18 protein-coding genes are annotated in these 19960 nt (G+C 68.2%); 12 read left to right on the top strand and 6 right to left on the bottom strand.

All coding sequences use genetic code 11. The annotated features are described in order from the left end of the window. From KCTC_RS06445 to KCTC_RS06420, 6 genes are all read left to right on the top strand, one after another. Positions 1–324: a SemiSWEET family sugar transporter gene (locus KCTC_RS06445; protein WP_125567842.1), complete on the top strand. Its 324-nt coding sequence runs from the start codon at positions 1–3 to the stop codon at positions 322–324. After that, positions 321–1097 carry an SDR family oxidoreductase gene (locus tag KCTC_RS06440; protein WP_125567840.1) on the top strand — a complete coding sequence of 259 codons (777 nt, stop codon included), beginning with the start codon at positions 321–323 and terminating at the stop codon, positions 1095–1097. Before KCTC_RS06445 ends, KCTC_RS06440 begins: the two co-directional genes overlap by 4 nt. Positions 1098–1259: 162 nt before the next feature. Next, positions 1260–2162 carry a glycosyltransferase domain-containing protein gene (locus KCTC_RS06435; RefSeq protein WP_164512505.1) on the top strand — a complete coding sequence of 301 codons (903 nt, stop codon included), beginning with the start codon at positions 1260–1262 and terminating at the stop codon, positions 2160–2162. A 10-nt stretch (positions 2163–2172) separates the two neighbouring features. Next, positions 2173–4509 carry a glycosyltransferase gene (locus KCTC_RS06430; RefSeq protein WP_125567836.1) on the top strand — a complete coding sequence of 779 codons (2337 nt, stop codon included), beginning with the start codon at positions 2173–2175 and terminating at the stop codon, positions 4507–4509. Between the two features lie 91 nt (positions 4510–4600). Continuing rightward, on the top strand, positions 4601–6229 hold the full coding sequence (gene groL / locus KCTC_RS06425; protein ID WP_125567834.1) for a chaperonin GroEL: 1629 nt from the start codon (positions 4601–4603) through the stop codon (positions 6227–6229). Positions 6230–6477: 248 nt separating this feature from the next. Next, the gene (locus KCTC_RS06420; RefSeq protein ID WP_164512504.1) at positions 6478–7377 is read left to right on the top strand and encodes a TIGR01777 family oxidoreductase; all 900 of its coding nucleotides are present in this window, start codon (positions 6478–6480) and stop codon (positions 7375–7377) included. An 8-nt stretch (positions 7378–7385) separates the two neighbouring features. Here KCTC_RS06420 and KCTC_RS14675 read toward each other — a convergent pair whose 3' ends face one another. From KCTC_RS14675 to KCTC_RS06410, 3 genes are all read right to left on the bottom strand, one after another. Beyond that, entirely contained in the window at positions 7386–7553 is a 168-nt protein-coding gene (locus KCTC_RS14675; RefSeq protein WP_164512503.1) for a hypothetical protein, read from the bottom strand. Positions 7554–7620: 67 nt separating this feature from the next. Continuing rightward, entirely contained in the window at positions 7621–8082 is a 462-nt protein-coding gene (locus KCTC_RS06415) for a hypothetical protein (RefSeq protein WP_125567830.1), read from the bottom strand. Positions 8083–8146: 64 nt separating this feature from the next. Continuing rightward, the gene (locus KCTC_RS06410) at positions 8147–8755 is read right to left on the bottom strand and encodes an alpha-ketoglutarate-dependent dioxygenase AlkB (protein WP_125567828.1); all 609 of its coding nucleotides are present in this window, start codon (positions 8753–8755) and stop codon (positions 8147–8149) included. Between the two features lie 86 nt (positions 8756–8841). Here KCTC_RS06410 and KCTC_RS06405 point away from each other — a divergent pair, with 86 nt between their 5' ends. Then, positions 8842–9555, top strand: coding sequence for a GntR family transcriptional regulator (locus tag KCTC_RS06405; protein WP_231998864.1), 714 nt, complete (start codon positions 8842–8844; stop codon positions 9553–9555). 102 nt (positions 9556–9657) lie between these two features. Here the strand turns inward: KCTC_RS06405 and serA are convergent, their stop codons facing one another. Continuing rightward, on the bottom strand, positions 9658–10857 hold the full coding sequence (serA, locus tag KCTC_RS06400; protein ID WP_125567824.1) for a phosphoglycerate dehydrogenase: 1200 nt from the start codon (positions 10855–10857) through the stop codon (positions 9658–9660). 212 nt (positions 10858–11069) lie between these two features. On the opposite strand from serA, the gene KCTC_RS06395 reads away from it, so the two are divergent. From KCTC_RS06395 to KCTC_RS06375, 5 genes are all read left to right on the top strand, one after another. Next, positions 11070–12179 (top strand): hypothetical protein, encoded by a 1110-nt coding sequence (locus KCTC_RS06395; protein ID WP_125567822.1) that lies wholly within the window; start codon positions 11070–11072, stop codon positions 12177–12179. Beyond that, positions 12176–13912: an AAA family ATPase gene (locus KCTC_RS06390; protein ID WP_125567821.1), complete on the top strand. Its 1737-nt coding sequence runs from the start codon at positions 12176–12178 to the stop codon at positions 13910–13912. The genes KCTC_RS06395 and KCTC_RS06390 overlap by 4 nt, the downstream gene beginning before the upstream one ends. A 4-nt stretch (positions 13913–13916) precedes the next feature. After that, entirely contained in the window at positions 13917–14537 is a 621-nt protein-coding gene (locus KCTC_RS06385) for a 4Fe-4S single cluster domain-containing protein (protein ID WP_125567819.1), read from the top strand. After that, positions 14528–17245, top strand: a complete 2718-nt coding sequence (locus KCTC_RS06380; protein ID WP_125567817.1) for a serine/threonine-protein kinase — start codon at positions 14528–14530, stop codon at positions 17243–17245. The genes KCTC_RS06385 and KCTC_RS06380 overlap by 10 nt, the downstream gene beginning before the upstream one ends. Before the next feature lie 108 nt (positions 17246–17353). After that, complete coding sequence (locus tag KCTC_RS06375; RefSeq protein ID WP_125567815.1) at positions 17354–18322, top strand: DMT family transporter; 969 nt, start codon at positions 17354–17356, stop codon at positions 18320–18322. Here KCTC_RS06375 and KCTC_RS06370 read toward each other — a convergent pair. Both KCTC_RS06370 and KCTC_RS06365 read right to left on the bottom strand, forming a co-directional pair. Beyond that, complete coding sequence (locus KCTC_RS06370) at positions 18206–19312, bottom strand: glycosyltransferase (protein WP_125567813.1); 1107 nt, start codon at positions 19310–19312, stop codon at positions 18206–18208. The two genes, KCTC_RS06375 and KCTC_RS06370, sit on opposite strands and share 117 nt — an antisense overlap. 89 nt (positions 19313–19401) lie before the next feature. Then, the gene (locus KCTC_RS06365; protein ID WP_125567811.1) at positions 19402–19893 is read right to left on the bottom strand and encodes a hypothetical protein; all 492 of its coding nucleotides are present in this window, start codon (positions 19891–19893) and stop codon (positions 19402–19404) included. Between the last annotated feature and the right edge of the window lie 67 nt (positions 19894–19960).

Below are 19960 nucleotides of genomic sequence, written 5' to 3'. Positions count from 1 at the left end.
GTGACCGAGATCGTCGGGTGGCTGGGTTCTGCCCTGGTCATCGCACTGTTCCTGCCCCAACTCGTACGCACGTGGCGCTTCGGCTCCGATGGCGGCAGTCTCGCCACGCCGCTGATGGGTGCTGTCTGTCAGGCCACCTGGTGCGTGTACGGCGTGCTGAGGCACGACACGGTCCTGATCGTGTGCAACGCGGTCTCGTGCTGCTTCGCCGTGGCGATCCTGGCTCGCTTCGCCCTCGACGCGCGGCGGCGTACCCACTTTTCGCAGTCGGAGGCCGATGAGCTCCTCGACACCGCAGAGGTCGCCGCTAGCCTCGAGGCATGACGAAGATCGCGGTCGCTGGCGGCACCGGCATGGTCGGAGCCAGGCTAGTCGGGGCGCTCGAGGCCCGCGGGCACGATGTCGTGACACTGAGTCGAGCGGCTGGTGTCGATCTGGTGAGCGGTGCAGGCCTCGCGCCAGCAATCGCCGGGGTCGATGTCATCGTCGACGTCACCTCGACCGTCAGCACGAAGGCACACGACTGTGCCGAGTTCTTCGGAGCGGTGGCTCGCAACCTGCAGCGCGAAGGAGCGGCGGCTGGGGTCCAGAGCATCGTCACGCTGTCGATCGTCGGCATCGACCACTTGACCGGCGGTGGCGTGTACGGCCACTACGTCGGCAAGCTCATGCAGGAGAAGGAGACCAAGGCCGGCTCGGTGCCGGCGGTCATCCTGCGCGCGACACAGTTCCACGAGTTCGCCGGTCAGTTGATCGACTGGACCGCCAAGGGGCCGTTCATGCCGTGTCCCAGGCAGCCGTCCCAGACCGTCGCGCTCGACACGGTGGTCGAGCACCTCGTACGCCTCGGGGAGCTGCGCACCAGCGCCGGCACGGTCACCTTCAATCTGGCCGGACCGCAGAAGGCCCTGATGGCGGACCTCGTGCGCGCGACGGCCAGGACGCGCGGCCGCAAGCTCGTGGTCATCCCGGTCTGGCTCCCGGGGGAGACGCCGCGGCGCGTACGCCAGGGGGCGTTGCAGGCTCCGACCGACGCCACCATCGACGGGCCGACTTTCGACGAGTGGTTGGAACGAGAATCCGCCCTGCCTGAGTGAAATATGCGGGCTGGAATCATGGTGGCGATGACGCCATGAGCGGTATCAGTAAATTCTCAGGCACTGTACGATCTGCGCGTGCCCGAGAAACGCCGTGTTGTTTATACCGCCATGATCGGTGGATATGAGCAGTTGCAAGAGCAGCCGGCGGCGGATTCATCTGTGGATTTCATCTGCCTGACCGACGATCCCCATCTGCGCAGTGACACGTGGCGCCTCGAACACATCGTCCCTGCGCTGTCCGAGGACCCGATCCGGAGCGCACGGCAGCTGAAGATCATGGGCCACCCCGTGCTGAGCGCGTACGACGAATCGATCTGGGTCGACGCCCGAGTCGTCCTGAAAGTCGATCCGGACCTGATATTTGATGAATGGCTTGCCGCAGCCGACATTGCGGTCCCGCTCCATTCCTATCGGGACTCGGTCGTGTCCGAATTCGCGGAAATTCTGCGGGTGGGACTGGATGACTCCCATCGCGTGTACGAACAACTCAATCATTACGCGGTCGGAGGACTTGACCGTCTCAACGGCCCGGTCCCGTGGACCGGAATCATGGCGCGACGACGCGGCCCTGTGGTCGATGCGGTGATGGCGGAATGGATGCAGCACGTCTGGCGCTACTCCCGCCGCGACCAATTGTCGTTCATGGAGGCGAGCGCCCGTTGTGGGTTGACGCCGGACCTCGTCGAGATGGACAACCACGAATCCGATGTCCACACGTGGCACCTCCATCAGGGTCGCCCCACGCGTTCCTTTGCACTCCGGTCTGCCCTCCCCTTCCTCGCGCCGGTCGCCGAGGTCGGCGTGTTGCGCGGCGAGTTGCAGCGGGCCGAAGCACAGGTCGAGGCGGTAGGTGCTCGACACCGCTCCGAGTTGGAGCGCGAGTACGCCCGTGCGATCAAGGCTGAACAGCGGCTCAAGCGGGTCGAGGAAGACCTACGCCTTGCTCTCGTGACCCAGCGACGGTTGCTCGACGAGCTTGAACGGGTGGTGGCTGAGCGCCATCACTGGTGGCGCAGACTCCTCCGACGGCCTTCTGGCACGAAGGGCAGTGACGACCGTTAGCGTGTGAGGCATGGTCGCGTGCACAGCAATCGTGGCCTCGCACCACGGCACGCGCGATCGGGCACTGGCGACCATTGTCGGAGCGATGTCCCTCGGCGAGGCGACCCGCGCCGTGATCGTCGATCTCGACGGCACGTTCCGCGGGCCCGTCCGGGCGGAGATTCGTACGCTCGCGCAGCTCGCCGAGCATTCCGAGGTCGGCCCGCTGCTCCGGAGGGCGTACGCAACGTTGCCGCCGCACGAGTTGCCGCTCGCTGCCGCTGCCCTCGCGGCGCTTGCCGAGCCCGGAGATGCGCCCACGGTGCTGCTCGGCGCGGGCGTCGTCGTCACAGGTTCGCTGAACCCACTGGTGGAGGCTGCCGGCGATGGGATCGCCGTGATCCCGCGAGCCGACGCGTCCCAGGTCGCCGCAGAGATGGCACCGACGGCGAAGTTGCGCGCGGATGCGCGTCGCCTCGGCCCGGTGCCACCCGCGCTGAGATCGCCAGCGGCGCTGACCGAGTCAGTGGTGGCGATTGGGTCGCTCGAGTCACGTCGTGCTCTGGCGGCATATGCGTCCTCGTGGCGGACCCGACCGCGTGTGCTCGATCTCCTGTTGGGCCTCGGGCTCGCCACGGCGTACTCCGATCCAGAACGCCTCCTCGCAGCCCGACGGCACCTTGGCGACGTCGCCCTCACCCAGGACGGCGGGAGGCTCTGGATCGACGGCCGCCCTGTCGTCGCCGTCGACGCGACCGCGTACGACCCGCAGCGACCCTGGTTGCTGGACGGCGGCATCACCCGGTTGCCCTCCTGGGGACTGGCGGGGCACCCGGCGGTCGGCGACGTGCTGCGGACGACTGCGGCTGAGTGGGGCCGGCTGACCGAGGCGGAGTTCGTTGACCGCCATTTGCGGGTCGAAGCCAGGCGCGCCGACGTCATGGGAGAGGAGCTTCCGGACCTGCTGGCCGAGCAGAACGTGAGCGCCTGGGCGTGCGAGATGGTGCCCGGCGGTCATCGACAGGGCGTCGCGCGCTACCTGGCTGGAGTCCGGGCGCTGCGGCCGGATCTGCTGCGCGCCTTCCCCGAGGTCCCGGGGGCGGACTCCGAGCGCCTGGCGCTGTGGGCCCTGGGGCCCGGGCTGCGCGATGGTGCCGCCGACGCCTCCTTGCTGAGGGCAGCCGCAGAGGAGACCAGGGCCCGTCTCTGGGCCGGTTCGTTGCCGTCGGTGTCCGGTGGGCGTACGCAGGGGGTCAACCTCGTCGGCTACCTGGCCGGCGGGCTCGGCCTCGGGGAGTCCGCTCGACTGACCGACAGTGCACTGGTGGCGGCAGGGGAGCCGACCACCGTCTTCGACGTCAGTCACCGCATCTCCAGCAGTCAGGACGCGGACGTACGACTGTCGCCGGACGCCATCCACGACATCAGCCTGCTCTGCGTCAACGGCCTGGACACGCCGCGGGTCGTGGCCGGGATCAGCGAGGTCGTACGCGACAGCTACCGCATCGGGATGTGGTACTGGGAGTTCGCGGAGTTCCCTCCGGCACAGGCAGCGGCCTTTGCAGAGGTCGACGAGGTCTGGGCACCGACCGACTTCATCCGGGACGCGCTCGCGAGTGCGTCTCCCGGCGTTCCCGTCGTGACGATGATGCCGCCGCTGCCACAGCGACCCGGCGGTGCTGTGCCACCGCTGCCTGGCCGGTTCGGGATCGACCCGAAGCGTCCGTGGTTCCTGTTCTCGTTCGACTACTTCTCCCGGATGGTCCGCAAGAATCCGCTGGGGCTGATCGATGCCTTCGTCCGTGCGTTCCCCGAGGTCCGACCGCGCGGTCCGCAACTGGTCATCAAGACGATGAATGGCGACAGCCATCCCGTCGACGCGGAGCAGCTGCGGGTGGCGTGCGCCGCCCGTCCGGACCTGATCCTGATCGAGGAGTACCTGCCGCACGCCGAACGACATGTCCTCGTCGCACACTGCACGGCGTACGTCTCCCTGCATCGCGCGGAAGGTCTGGGCCTGACCGTTGCCGAAGCGATGGCGTGGGGGCGGCCGGTCGTGACGACCGCGTACGGAGGGCCGATGCAGTTCACCACGCCACGCAACTCCTACCAGGTCGGCTGGACCCCGGATGTCCTGAGCGAGACCGTCGGACCGTACGTGGCCGGGCTGCCGTGGGCGTCGCCGGACCTCGACGAAGCGGCCAGGATCCTGCGCGAGATCGTGGCTCATCCGTGGCGCGCCCGGCGCGTCGGCAGGCGCGCCGCCCGTGACATCGGAACGCGCCACACGCACCTGGTTGCGGGCGAGGCGATGCGCTCCCGGTTGCAGCAGATCCGGGCGGCGCGAGCGGCTGGTTCCACGGACTAGGACTGTTTGCACTCTCAGGGGTCGAGTGCTAAAAATGTGTTGTCACTCGCAAGACGAGAGTGACAACACAGACCATTTAAGGATGTCGCTCATGGCGAAGCTCATTGCGTTCAACGAGGAGGCCCGGCGCGGTCTCGAGCGGGGTATGAACACCCTCGCTGACGCGGTCAAGGTCACGCTCGGCCCGAAGGGTCGCAACGTCGTCCTTGAGAAGAAGTGGGGCGCCCCCACGATCACCAACGACGGTGTCTCCATCGCCAAGGAGATCGAGCTCGAGGACCCGTACGAGAAGATCGGTGCCGAGCTCGTCAAGGAGGTCGCCAAGAAGACCGACGACGTCGCCGGTGACGGTACGACCACCGCGACCGTGCTGGCCCAGGCGCTCGTCCGTGAGGGCTTGCGCAACGTTGCTGCCGGCGCCAACCCGATGGGTCTGAAGCGCGGCATCGAGCAGGCCGTCGCCGCCGTGACCGAGCAGCTCCTGGCCAACGCCAAGGACGTCGAGACCCGCGAGCAGATCGCCGCCACCGCCACCATCTCCGCCGGTGGCGACACCACCGTCGGTGACGCCATCGCCGAGGCGATGGACAAGGTCGGCAAGGAAGGCGTCATCACCGTCGAGGAGTCGAACACCTTCGGCATCGACCTCGAGCTCACCGAGGGAATGCGGTTCGACAAGGGCTACATCTCGGCCTACTTCGTGACCGACCCGGAGCGCATGGAGACGGTCCTCGAGGACCCGTACATCCTCATCGCGAACCAGAAGATCTCGAACGTCAAGGACCTCCTGCCGGTCCTCGAGAAGGTCATGCAGAGCGGCAAGCCGCTCCTCATCCTCGCCGAGGACGTCGACGGCGAGGCGCTCTCGACCCTGGTCGTCAACAAGATCCGCGGCACCTTCAAGTCCGTCGCCGTCAAGGCTCCGGGCTTCGGTGACCGTCGCAAGGCCCAGCTCCAGGACATCGCGATCCTGACCGGCGCCCAGGTCATCTCCGAGGAGGTCGGCCTCAAGCTCGACACCACCGACATCTCGCTCCTCGGCACGGCCCGCAAGGTCGTCATCACCAAGGACGAGACCACCATCGTCGACGGCTCCGGCGACGCTGCCCAGATCGAGGGCCGGGTCAACCAGATCCGCGCCGAGATCGAGAAGTCGGACTCCGACTACGACCGCGAGAAGCTCCAGGAGCGTCTCGCCAAGCTCGCCGGTGGCGTGGCTGTCGTCAAGGTCGGCGCTGCGACCGAGGTGGAGCTCAAGGAGCGCAAGCACCGCATCGAGGACGCCGTACGCAACGCCAAGGCTGCCGTCGAAGAGGGCATCCTCCCGGGTGGTGGCGTCGCGCTCGTCCAGGCCGGTGCCACCGCGTTCCTCAAGCTCGACCTCGAGGGCGACGAGGCCACTGGTGCCAACATCGTCAAGGTCGCACTGTCGGCCCCGTTGAAGCAGATCGCCATCAACGCCGGTCTCGAGGGCGGCGTCGTGGCCGAGAAGGTCGCCGGTCTCGAGCCGGGCTGGGGCCTCAACGCCGCAACGGGTGAGTACGTCGACCTGCTGGCCGCGGGCATCATCGACCCGGCCAAGGTCACCCGCTCGGCGCTGCAGAACGCCGCGTCGATCGCCGCACTGTTCCTCACGACCGAGGCCGTCGTGGCCGACAAGCCGGAGAAGGCTTCCGCCGGCGGCGACCCCAGTGGCGGCATGGGCGGCATGGACTTCTGATCTGAGCGGTCTGAGCAGGCGCCTCGCGGCGTTGTCGGATCCTCGCCGTGCGCCAGCACGGCTTGCGGTCCTCCGCCTTGCGATCCACCAGCTCAGACCACCCAGATCGCCAGACATGGCGCATCGCTTCTTGAAGGGCGCTCCGGCTTCGGCCGGGGCGCCCTTTGGCGTTGGACCGGGCGACGTACCGCGTCGGGATGACCGTTCGGGGGAGTCGTGCTTCAGGCGCGACCCGGAATGATGGAGCCATGCGCATCCTTCTCGCCGGCGCCTCCGGCATGATCGGTACGGCGGTGATCTCGGCGCTCCGCGCGCGGGGAGATCACGTCACGTTGCTCGTCCGCAGACCACCACGGGGGTCGAGCGAGATCGAGTGGGACCCAGCCAACGGCGTAGTCCCGCCAGAAGCACTCGATGGCATCGACGCGGTCATCGGGCTCAGTGGCTCCCCGATCGGCAAGTTGCCGTGGACCAAGTCCACTCGTGCCGAGATCCTCAACAGTCGCGTCAAGGCGACCCGTACGCTCGCTCGCGCTGTGCGCGCTGCGCACGACGCGGGATCCGGTCCGGCCGTGTACATCAATGCGTCGGGCGTGAACGCGTACGGAAACTCGCGACCGGACGACTGCCTCGACGAGTTGACGCCGATCCCTGCCGAGGGCGGTGGGTTCCTCTGCGACGTCGTACGCCAGTGGGAGGCGGCAGCGCGTGAGGCGGAGGGGCCGGGCGTACGCGTGGCGATGCTGCGCACGGGAATGGTGACCGGTCGGGGCGGAGCCTTCGACAAGCTCGAACTGCTGGCTCGCTGGGGAGTCGCCGGGCCGATCGACGAAGGGGAAGGCGCCTGGCCGTGGATCTCGCTGCGCGACGAGGTCGGCGCGATCCTGTACATCCTCGACACGGACGTGTCCGGTCCGGTCAACCTGGTCGGCCCGACGCCTGCGACGAGCGGTGAGGTGATGCGAGCGGTCGCGCGCAGTGTGAAGAGGCCGTACTGGCTGCCGGCGCCGCCGTGGGCCGTGAAGACCGCGCTCGGCTCCGCGGCCGAGGAGTTGGTCCTGATCGATCTGCTGGTGCTTCCGGACAAGCTCCTGGAGAGCGGGTACACGTTCTTCACCCCGACGATCGAGGATGCCCTCGGCGTCTGAGCGCCCGCTCAGGAGCGGTGGCGCAGCGCGAGGTAGATGATCGCGAACACAGCGACGATCAAGACGTTGACCGCCAGCCGTAGCCCGAAGTGGTGGCGGAGGAACGTCACGTCCAGTCCGACGATGAGCGCGACCATGAGGACGAGCCCGATCACGACTGCGGTGGTATGGCTCATACATCCGTTCTAGCACGATGGCCCCGCCGAGCGGTTGCTCAACGGGGCCATCGGTACTGCGGTGAGGTCAGCTGCTCCGCGAGCACTCGGTGAGCCCGAGGCGGGTCTCGAGTGCGGTGACCGTGGGCTTCAGGGTGGTCTCGCTGGCCTGCATCGCCTTGATGGCGCCGCCGGGGTCTCCGGCTGTGGCCGTCGCGGCCGCGGCCTTCAGGGCGCTGTTGATCTGGTTGTAGGCCGTCACCAGAGCCGCGGCGTCAGTCTGGATCTCGGCCGGCGGTTTGAGGGCGGCAATCTTTGGGATGTCTTCGCTCGCGATCTCGGAGACCTTGGTCATGGCGGTGCCCAGGTCCGCCTCCGACTTCGGCGCGACCGCGTGACTGCGGTCGTTGAGGTCCTTGCAGATGGCGTTCGCCTGGGTGACCCATTCAGCCTTGGTGAGCGTGGCGGGCGTACCGGAGCCGCTCGAACCACAGGCAGTGAGGGAGAAGATCGCGGCGAGTCCGAGCGCGCCGAGGATGCGTACGTGCATGTGAATCCTTGCTGAGAGGTGACTGAAGGACAGTACATGCTGACGCGGACGGTCGGACCGGAGTTCAGAAGACCCCGAACGGTCTGAACTGGACCGAGATCCGTGGCCCGGCCTGCGCGACCTTCGGCACCGCGTGCTCCCAGGTCCGCTGGCACGTGCCACCCATCACAAGCAGGTCGCCGTGACCCATCTCGACCGTGACCGACTCGCCGCCGCCACGTGGACGCAGATGCAGCGCGCGCGGATCCCCGACGGAGACGATCGCGACCATCGTGTCGTGGGTGTTGCCGCGGCCGATCCGGTCGCCGTGCCAGGCGACCGAGTCGCGGCCGTCGCGGTAGTAGCAGCAACCGGCCGTCATGAACGGCTCGCCGAGCTCCTGCAGGTATCGCTTGTTCAGCGCGCGCCGGGCCTCGAGCAAGGTCGGGTGGGGCAGCTCCTCGCCGATCATGTACGTGTGCACGAGCCTGGGCACGTCGACCATGCGGTCGTACATCTGGCGCCGCTCAGTGCGCCAGGGGACATCCTGGACAAGGCGGTCGAAGACGCCATCCGGCTCCGGCAGCCAGCCTCGAGCGACGTCGATCCATGCGCCTCGGGCGAGCGGCGTACGCTCCGGCGCTCCGAATGCGGTGTCGACATCGTCGGCGAACAGCGTCCCCTGGAAGTCCATACACTGACGATATCGAACAAGTGTTCGAATGTCCGGGATTTCGGATTCCTGTGACGTCGCGCCGTGACCCGCCTAGATTCAGCCCTGTGACCCACCCGTCCTTCCTTCTGGAGCGGACGCCCAAATACGTACAGGTCCGCGAGTACGTCCGCGACCTCGTTGGGAACGCGCTTCCGGGCAGCCCTGCGCCGTCCGAGCGGGAGTTGGTGAACGTCTTCGCGGTCGCGAGAATGACCGTGCGCCAGGCCATCGATGCGCTCGTTGCCGAGGGTTTGCTCGAACGCAAGCCGGGCCGCGGGACGTTTGTCGCGGCGAGGCCCGGCAGCCAGTCGCACGCCGTGGTGGGCCTGACCGAGTACATGGCCATCCGCGGTGTCGAGGTCACGTCGCGCACGGTGGTGATCCGGACTCAACAAGCAGGCCCCGGTGTCGCCCGCGCGTTGTCGATCCCGGAGGGTGTCGAGGTCGTGCACTGGCGGCGCGTACGCCATGCCGACGGCCTGCCGTTCGGCATCGAGGACGTCTACCTACCGCTCGAACTCGTCCCCGACCTGGCGCAGGCCGAACCTGCGAGCCTGTACGACTACCTCGCAGCCATCGGGATGCGGCCGACGTCGAACGACGACACCTATACGGCCGATGCGGCGTCGATCGAGGACTCCGAATTCCTCGGCGTCGAGATCGGCAGCCCGGTGTTGCGCAAACAGCGGCGGGCGCTCGTGGATCGGATCCCGATCGAGGTCAGCCGAGGCGCGTGGCGTACTGACGTCCACGCCCTCTGGTTGCGCTTCAGCGACTGACGACGGCGTGTCCGCCGCGTCGCTCCGTGCTCGCTGGCCCTTCGGCCAGCTTGTGCGCGGGCTTCTTGCGGCCACGCGCGTCGTAAGCCGCTGACCTGAGGCTCAGGCGGAGTAGCTGCGCAACCACTCGGTGTGCGGGCTGCTCTCGAGCTTGTCCAGGGTCTCCTGTGCAAGCTCGCCGGCGATGTCCGTGACCACGTAGCCCTGCTCGCCGGAGGTGGCGAGGTACTGGCCGGTGATGTTGGCACCGTCGGCGGCCAGCGCATTGGTGACCTCGGCCAGCACGCCGGGGATGTTGACGTGCAGGTACCCCACGCGGGTGCCCTCGGTCAGCGGCGGCGGCTGCACGGCGGGCAGGTTGACCGACAGTGCGGTCGAACCGCCGAGGGCGAAGTCGCGGAGCTTGCCGGCGACGAAGAAGCCGATTTCCTCCTGGGCCTCCATCGTCGAACCGCCGACGTGCGGGGTGAGGATGACGTTGTCCAGGCCGCGTAGCGGGCTCTCGAACTCATCGCCCTGGGCCTTCGGCTCGATCGGGAAGACGTCGAGCGCGGCGCCGGCGATGTGGCCGCTGAGGATGTTGTCGCGCAGCGCGTGGTCGTCGACCACCATGCCGCGGGCGGCGTTGATGAACAGGGAGCGGGGCTTCATCTTGGCGAACTGCTCCGCACCGAAGATGCCGGCGTTGCCCGGACGGCCGTCGACGTGGAGGGACACCACGTCGGCCTCGGCCAGGAGTGCGTCGAGCGACGGCATCCGGCGGGCGTTGCCATGGGCGAGACGGTCGGCGATGTCGTAGAAGATCACGTACAGACCGAGCGCCTCGGCGATGTTCGACAGCTGGGTGCCGATGTTGCCGTACCCGACGATGCCGAGGGTGCGCCCGCGGACCTCGTGGCTGCCCTTGGCGGACTTGTCCCAGACGCCGGCGTGCATCTTGTCGGTCTTCTCGGGCAGGCGCCGGGCCAGGCTGATGATCTCGGCGATGACGAGCTCCACGACCGAGCGGGTGTTCGAGTACGGCGCGTTGAAGACCGCGATGCCGTGTGCTGCGGCCGCCTTGAGGTCGACCTGGTTGGTGCCGATGCAGAAGCAACCGATCGCGAGCAGGTCGGGTGCGGCGTCCATCACCTTGGCGGTCATGTGGGTGTTCGAGCGGATGCCGATCATCGAAACGCCCGGCAGTGCGGCGATCAGCTCGTCCTCGGACATGGATGCGCTGCGCAGATCGACCTCGAAGCCGGCGGCCTCGAGGACCTCGACGGCGGCCGGGTGGATGTTCTCGAGCAGCAGCACCTTCATGCGGCGAGTTTAGTTGGCCGGAGTCGGCGGTCTGTCTGCCGTCTCGCGCAGCCGGATGGTCGCCTCGGCAGGCACACATCCGTCGCGGATGAGGGACTGGAGTCAACTCCTGTGACTGGTGATGCGACGGCGCGACGGCATGGTGCGTTCGCAGTGTCGGCACGCGCTTGGGCTGCCGGGTCGGCGGCGATCTGCGTGAGACGCTGGCGAACATGAGTCATGGGACCGGATCCGGCTATGCCGTGGTCTCCCAGGTCGAGCTCAATCGACGCTGCGTCGAGTCCGCGCGGCTGCGGTGTGTGTCGCTGACCGCTCGACTCCTGTCGGTGGCGTCGCAGACCGGCCAGCGGATCGCCGTGGCTCAGACGCCAACGTCACCCAGCGTCACGGTGTGGGCGCGGTACGAAGCCGAGCTGCGCGCACAACTCGAACGTGCTTTCGCCCAGATCGAGCAGGGTGCGTCCCAGGCGCGACAGGCTGAGGTCATCGCGGTCGTCCCGAACTGGCAGCCAGCGGCGGACTGGGTCGGGGAATCCGCTGAGGAACCTGCTGACGACCTCGCCGACGGCGAGGCTGAGGAGCGCGTACGCGCCAGCATCGGGCGGGCGCTCGACCTCGTCGCCCGGGTGGAGGATCCCGCCCACCGGCGCCGTCTGGCGACCCTGGCCGATCGTGCGCTTCGCGTACTGGATGAGGATCGCGCGCAGGCGCGCGGGCACCTCAACACGATCCGCTCCGAAGCCCAGGCGTCGCTGCGGTTGCAGTCCGCCCGGACCCTTCTGGCGAAGCGGGCCGAGGCGGCGCGGCACGACTATGCGGACGTCGGTGGCGAGCGTGCCCAGGTGCTGCGCGACGGCTTGCAGCATGTCGTCGGGCAGGCCGATCTGGATGCGATCGAGGCAGAACTCACCCAGATCCGCGACGCAGCGACGGCCGAGGCCGACCGCCGGTACGTGATCGAACAGGCTGCCGAGGCACTTCGCGACCTCGGCTACCAGATCGGCGACGAGTTCGTCCCGAGCGCGTTGGAGCAACGCACCGTGGTGCGTACGCCGAACCTTCCCGGGTACGGCGTGGAGCTCGACTTCCAGAAGAAGCGTCGCCGGCTGGTCACCGAGGTAGTGGCGTACACCGCCGATCGCCGTGGCGACCTCGCCGCCGAGGAGGCGTTCTGTGAGCATTTGGAGGCCCTCGCGGAGAAGTTGGGAGACGCGGTCGCGTTGACCCGCGAGCAGACGATCGAGCCCGGTGCGGCTGAGGTCGTACGCATCTCCGCCGTCGAGCCTGTGGCCGCCGCGGTCGAGAGGGAAGCAGCGAGATGACCTACCCCGACTGGATCCGCAACATCACCGCGAATCTGCCGGTGACCGCGCAGTACGTCGTGCACGGAAACATCCGCGACCACCATCTGGTTGCCAGTGGAGCCCTGACGACGCCGCAGGTGATCGCGGAGGCGCTGCGCGAGCAGGGTTTCGAGTGCGTGCTCTATCACTCGCCGATGACGGGTCTCCAGGTGTTCGGACCCGAGGACGTGGCGGAGAAGGTGCTCGACGGTGTGGCACCGCTGGGCAAGCACATCGACTACCAACGCTTGGGCAAGGTCCTGACCCGAGTGACGATGCCGGACTCGACGACCGCCCTGATCGTCGACTACGTGTCGCAGCACCGATCGGGTCGCAGGGAGCCGACCGATGAACTCCACGAGTTCATGCTCGACTGTCTGAGAGAAGTGCACAGCGGGCAGCAGCACCCGATTGCCGACGGCGGTCCACGGTTCTATCGACCGGTGATCTGGCTGGTCGACGTGCCAGCGGACCTCCCCACCTGGATGGTGAGCGGAAGCGACGGCATCCGGCAGGTGAGCGTGCCGTTCCCCGACGTCGACGCCCGGATCGGGGTGGCGCGTGCACTCGGGTTCCGCGAGGAGCAGACGGCTGCCTTCGCCGACGCCAGCGCCGGCCTGACCGTACGCGCCATGCAGGCGATCCGGGGGCTGGCCGATCACTCCGGCGCCAACCGCATCGAGGACGCCGTACGCGCCTATCGACTCGGCCTCACCGACAACCCGTGGAAGCGTCCCGAGCTCCGCCGCCGCATCGTCGGCGAGGACGGCAGCGGAGACGCCGAGACCGTCCTCGGCCAGCGCGTACTCGGTCAGCCGCGGGCGGTCCGGCACGCTACCGACATCCTCGTCCGGGCCACCATGGGCCTGGCCGGCGCGTGGCAGGGGTCTCGGTCCAGTGGTCCGCGTGGTGTCTTGTTCTTCGCGGGACCGACCGGTGTCGGCAAGACCGAGTTGGCCAAGGCGATCACGGCGCTGGTTTTCGGTGACGAGAGTGCGTACACGCGTTTCGACATGAGCGAGTTCAGCGCCGAGCACACCGAGGCGCGACTGATCGGAGCGCCGCCGGGGTACGTCGGTCACGGCCGTTCGGGTGAACTCACCGACGCGGTCCGCCGTAAGCCGTTCTCGCTGATCCTCTTCGACGAGATCGAGAAAGCCCATCCGCTGGTGATGGACAAGTTCCTGCAGATCCTCAGCGACGGCCGACTGACGGACGGCATGGGTGCCACGGTCGATTTCAGCGAGACGATCATCGTGTTCACCTCCAACGTCGGTGTTGCCGATCTGCCGATCAACTCGGTCCCCGATCCTGCCGAGTTCGAGGCGCGTCTGCTCGGCGCCGTCGAGTCGCATTTCCGTCATGTCCTCCAGAGGCCCGAGCTGCTCGGTCGCATCGGCGACAACATCGTGGCGTTCCATTACCTGACGGACGAGGTCGGTCGGTCGCTGGTGGGTCGCTACCTCGACAACATCCGCCAGCGCACCCGCGAAGAGCACGACATGGCCCTCGAGATCCCTGCGGTCGTCATCGAGTGGATAGCGGATCGGTGCATCGCCGACATGTCGCTCGGTGGTCGCGGCATCGGCCAGACCCTCGACACCGTCTTCGTGAACCCGCTCGGTCGTGCACTCATCCAGCACGACTCCGCGATCGCGGTCGTCGACGCGGTCAGCGAGCACGACGGTCTCTACGAGGTCACCCTCCGATGAGGCGATGTCGTTGAGGATCAGCCGTATCGCCGCTCCGATCACCGTCCTGGGCCCCGGCCGGCGCGTCGTCGTGTGGGTGCAGGGCTGCACCTTGGCGTGTGCGGGCTGCGCTTCAGCGGACACGTGGTCGGCGAGAGGCGGTCGTGAGATGTCGGTCGAGGAGGTCACCGCGGAAGTGCTCCGGCTGGTGCAGGAGTACGACCTCGACGGCCTGACGATCAGCGGCGGGGAACCGTTCCAGCAGGCCGAGGCAGTGGCGGACGTACTCGCTGCGGTGCGGGCAGCTCGGGCCGACCTCGACACGGTCGCGTTCACCGGGTACGACGCCGCAGTGGCCCGTCGGCGGAGCGTACGGCTGGCACGCCTGGTCGACATCCTGGTCGCAGGTCGGTACGACCCGACACAGCCGTCCGATCGTCCGTTGCTGGCGTCGGCGAACCAGAAGATCGTCACCTCCGACCGTGGAGCCGATCGGCTCGCGGAGGTCACTGCCGTACGCGTCCAGGTGGCCGCGGATGAGGACGATCTCTTCGTGGTCGGTCTGCCGCAACCCGGAGACCTGGATCGGTTGCGCGAGGCGCTCGAAGCCCGAGGCGTGGCTCTGGCAGGTGCCTCGTGGCGCTGAACGGGACTCAACTCGTGCACGCCTGTGGCGCAGGGTACGAGGCTGACGCGGTCTTCTGCCCCGGCTGCTGGCAGCCGGTGGCGGCGGCCGCGATCCCGGTCGCTGCGAAGGCGGAGACGGTAGTCATCTGCCCTCACTGTGATCGAGAGACGCCCCCCGGCGAGCGGTGCGTACGTTGTCTCGATGCGCTGGTCCCGATCGCCGAGGAGGTCGCGGAGGTCGACGAGTGGCAGCGGGTCAACCTCCCCGCTCCGCTTCGCGACCGGTACACCTTCCTCCGCGAGCTCCCGAGCGGGGGCCAGGCGGACGTCCTGATCTGCTCGGACAACGACGACCACGAACGGCTCGTCGTGGTGAAGATCTACCGACCGGGGATGAGCCTCGAGGACGCCGCGATCGACGAGTTGCGCGCCGGCGCCACCGACCGATCACACGTGGTTCCGATCTACGACTTCGGCCGTACGGGCGGCGTGGCCTGGGAGGTGCAGGAGTACGTCGCCGGCGGCTCGTTGGCGGAGGTGTTCCGAGACAGTGCGCCGTTCGCGGATCTGGGCGTCGCACTCCGGCTGACCCGCCAGCTGTGGGCGGCGATCTCCTACCTGCACGAGCGGCATCTGATCCATCGCGACCTGAAGCCGTCGAACGTTCTCGTACGCACCGAGGAGCCGCTCGACATCGCACTGGCCGACTTCGGGTTGGTCGCCCTTCTCGAAGCGACTCTCGACGTGCGTACGGTCGTCGGCACCACGACCTATCTGCCGCCGGAGTCGCGCGGCAACATCGTGTCCAAGTCGATGGACTGGTGGGCGATGGGCTTGATCCTGGTCGAGGCGCTGACTGGTCGGCACCTCTTCGCCGGTGGCGACGGCATGCTCGCCGACGCCGTGGTGCGCAATCAGTTGTACGAGGGCACGTTCGCCATCCCGACGACCGGCATGCCGCGTTGGGACGCCCTGTTGGCCGGACTCCTGGCTGTCGACTACGAGCAGCGATGGGGCAGTGTCGAGGTCGGTGAGTGGCTGCAGGGCCGCACCGTCCTTCCGAAGGGTTCAGGCGCCGAACGACGTGGCGGCTCGGTCCCGTTCAGCTTCGGGCGCCGTACGTACGCCGATCCGGCGGCATTGGCCGAAGCAATGCGCGGCGACAGCGCCGCCGCACTCCGGCTGCTCGCGGGTCCGGGGGCGGACGGTTTGCGCTCCTGGCTCAGGGGTACGCGCGTCGGCGACGCGGCCGAGGACCTTCTCGTCAACGCCGCCGACGACCCCGATGGCACGTTGATCAGGCTGCAGGTGGTGCTCGATCCCTCGCGCCCTCCGGCGTACCGGAACCGGATGCTGACGAAGGCTGGTCTGAATGCAGTGGTGCGGGATGCGATCGCGGGCGACGTGGCCGCCGGCACCTGGATTCGGCAGTTGCGCGAGCAGAGGATCCTGACCGCCTGGGCACAGGTCGAAGGGTCGATCTCGGCCACGGCCGACGGGCGGCTCGCAGCGGCCTGGGTAGGCATCGACGCCCGGCTGTCGGAGATCCCGCGGGAGATCCACCAGGCGATCCGGGGCCAGCTCGAAGGACACGTGTTGCAGGCGCTGTCGACCGCGGCCGCTTCGGATCTGCTCAGGCGTGGCCGAGCCGAGGCCCAGGGTGACTTCGTCGGATGGGCCGCACGGCTCTCCTATGCCGTCCGGTCGGCCGATGCATCCGTGGGCGACGCGGCGCTCGCGTACCTGACGCTCCCCAGGGTGCAGACCTCGGTGCCTTCAGGCGATGCCCCCAGTCCCGAGCGTGTGGCCATCGAGAACGTCGCTGACAGGGCTGCACAGACGATCGAGCGGCAGACGATCCGCAGCGACCGGCACCGGATCATGGTCGATGAGCTGGCGCGGTTCTGGCCCGGCTGGCTGGTTGTCGTAGGCGCGATGGCGTGGGGACTGCACGGGCTGTCCGGGCAGACCTGGATCAACGCGGGGTCCTGGGCCATGTTGATCGGCGGTGTGTCGGCCGTGCTGATCGCGGCTCGCCACCTGATCCCTGGCCGGGTCGACACGATGGTCGGATGGGCGTTCTGCACGGCGGCGGTGGCCGGTGCCGCGCAGTCGTTCGCCTCGTCGTTGAGCGGTCTCCCGCCGCACGCCCCGGTCCGTGCCTGGGTGACGCTCGCCGCGGTCACTATCCTCGGCGCTTGGCTTGCGCGGGTGTTCAACGTCGTCGTGTCGCGGCGCGTACGTGATGTCCTCGTACCCGACCTGATCCCGGCGCAGTGGCTGCGACGCCCGGCGCTGGTGGCCGCCGCGTTCGCGTTGCTCGCGGACGCATGCCGCCGCTACGCGGACGTCGCGGTCCACACCCATGGCCGGGTCGGCCACACGCTGTCGCAGCTGGCGGCGCAATCTCCCGGTGTGGGCCATGCGGCCTCGAGGGTCGCCCAGGCAGTGCACCCGTTCGGATTCGGGCTCCCTGTCGCCGCGGTATCGGTCACCGCCGCCCTCGTCGCCACCGTCTTCCTCTTCGGCAGCCCCGATCTGGCCCGGATCAATCCGTGCCTCCTGGCGGGCGTACGCGCAGCCGTCATCGTGCTGGGGGTTGTTGCCGCGGCGGGTTCTGCGACCGCTCTCGTACTCGTGACTGGCGCCGGCGGCCTGGCGGTACTGCTGCCGCTCGTGGCGGCAGCCGCGGCCCTTCTCGTCATCGCGGACAACGCCTCCGCCTGACGGCCGAGACCCGACATTTGGCCGGCCGAGACCCGACATCCGCCGCTGTTCACCTGACATCCACCGCCTCCGACACGACCGAGGAGCGCCAAGGCATACGCTCACAGCGTGTTCATCGCTGCTGTCGCCGTGACCGTGGCCGCCTGCTTCCTGTTCGCGCTCTCCGCGTGGCTGACCCAGCATGCGGGTGCGGGTCATCCGGAGCGTTCGGGTGGCCTCAAGGGCATCGGCCGTCTGATCCTCTCCCTGGTCAAGCAGCCGATGTGGATGATCGGCGCCGTGGCGGGCGTGGTCGGCTTCTGGCTGCAGGCAGTCGCACTGCACTGGACCGGTCTGTCGGTCGTCCAACCGATGATGCCTGCCCAACTGCTCTTCGCAGTGCTGCTCGCCAGCATGAGCGCGCGTCGGTGGCCCCTCGTACGCGACCTCGCCGCGACGGTCGCGGTCTGCGGCGGTGTCTCCCTGCTCGTCATCAAGGCCCAACCTCCTGCCGAGAACGCGAGCCCGAACCACGTCACCTCACTCGTAGTCGGCATCGTGGTGGTGATGGCGGCGTTGCTGTTCGCCGCACACCATCGCAAGCCGGCCATCGCTGCCGCCATCACCGCAACCGCCGCAGGCACCGGCTTCGCGTTGACGGCGGTGTTCCTCAAGTTGGTGGCCGACCGATTCGCCGCCGGCGAGTACGCCAGCCTCCTCACGTACGTGCCGACCTACGGTCTGCTCGTGTCGATGATCATCAGTGCGGCGCTGACCCAGGCCGCTCTCGCGGCCGGCCCGCTGCCGTGGTCAATGGCCGGGATGACGATCGCCGAGCCAGTCGCTGGCGTGGCGGCGGCGTGGGTCGCCTTCGGTTCGAAGCCGCCCGGGTTGCTGTTCTCCGCGACTGCTGCGGTCCTGCTCATCGTCGGTGTCGGCGGCCTGCTCTCCTCGCCCGCAGCGGCCCTCTGGGTCCCCGACTCAGGCGTAGGCGACGAGTTGTTGCCCGACGGAGGCGTGGAGCTCGAGCATCTCCGCGACGGTACGGGTCCACGGGAACTGTTCGGCCCGGGCGCGGGCGGCAGCCCGTCGCTCTGAGGTCGGTCGCGCCATTACCTCAAGGACGGCGTCCGCGAGCGGAGCCGGCAGCGGTGAAGCCTTGGCGCCGCACGCCTGCGTGATGATCTCCTGGGCGCCACCCCGGTCAGCGGTGACGACAGGGGTACCAGCGGCGAGCGCTTCCAGGACGGCCAGCCCGAAGGTCTCACCCGGGCAGACCGACAACGCGACATCGGCAGCGGAGATGCGGCGTGCCAGCTCCTCCCGATCCCCGACGTGGCCGTGGAAGGTGACGGGCGCGTCGACCGCGAGCATCTCGAGCTCGTCGCGCGCCGGACCGTCGCCGTACACGTCGAGCTGGACCGGGATGCCGCGGTGGTGCAGTTCCACGGCCGTTGCCACCGACAGGTGGGGCGCCTTCTCGCGGGACAACCGTCCGACGTGGATCAGTCGGGTGACGTCCGAGTCGACGTGCGTACGCGGCGTGAACAACTCGAGGTCCACCCCGAGCGGGATCTGTACGACAGGAATGCCGACGGAGTAGCGGTCGAACTCCGTACGCGCGTAGTCGGAGGTGACCACGATCGCGTCGAAGGACCGCACCAGGATCCGGTTCAGCAGGGCAGCGGACACCTTCGTCGTGGTGTCCAGGCGGGTGTACTGGAGCATGTATTCGTCGAAGCGCTCATGCGAGAACAGCACGGTTCCGATGTTGTTGCGCCGTGCCCACCAGGACACCGGCGTCATCGTGAACTTGTCGCTGATCTCGAGTGAGGTCGGCGCGAAGGATTCCAACACCTCGGTGACCCTCCACGGCTCCACGATCAATCGGTAACCGCCACCGACCCGGGGTGCCCGGAGCTGCACCACGTCGCCGAAGTCGGTGGTGACGCGTTTGTCGACCGGGCCGGGGATCACCAGCAGCCGCTCGCAGCCGGCGTCCACATAACCCGACGCCAAGGCGGTGAGGGCAGTCTTCATCCCGCCGCTTCGCGGACCGACGAAGTTCGCCAACTGAGCAATGCGCACGCTCTGACGGTGGAGCAGGCGCGTGAACGGATGGCGAAAGTGACGCGACCTGCGGGCGAGGATCTGGCACCGATGCGCCGGTCCGAGATTCAGCGGGCCTCGAGCTCGCTGATGGCGTCCAGGTCGTGATCGAGAAACCGCTCCAAGGTGGCGACGAGTTCGGGTTCGTCGCCGGAGACCGAGATCTGCGCGATCAACCGGAGGATGGCGACGGCGTTCTGGTGGTGACACTCGAGCAACTCGGCCTGGTTCGCTGCCAGCTCAGGGTCGTACGCGGGGGAGTCGGGATCGACACTCTGTGAGTCCCAGGAGACCGCTTCGGGCGGGCCGGACTCCTCGATCGTGGAGACCATCGTCTCCAGCGAGGCGATCATGTCGGGCTCGGCGCGGTTGCCGAGTGCCAACGCCAGCGTGCCGCGGGCGCGGGCGAGGCTCAGTCGATGCCGCGCCTGCCCATTGATCTGGACCTGCTTGAGCCGGATCTCGAGGAGTTGGAGCGCCTCTTCCTCGTCGAGCCCGGCAACACTGGCCGTCACCTCGCGGAGGCGGCGCGCGAACTCGTCGTCAATGTCCTCAGGCATGGGGCCTGAGCGTAATCGGTGGGTGCGTTCAGCGGCGGATCGAGCACTCGCCCTGACAGCGCAGCGG

Source organism: Nocardioides baekrokdamisoli (genome assembly GCF_003945325.1).
Taxonomy (GTDB): domain Bacteria; phylum Actinomycetota; class Actinomycetes; order Propionibacteriales; family Nocardioidaceae; genus Nocardioides; species Nocardioides baekrokdamisoli.
This window is presented reverse-complemented; position numbering and strand designations above follow the sequence as displayed.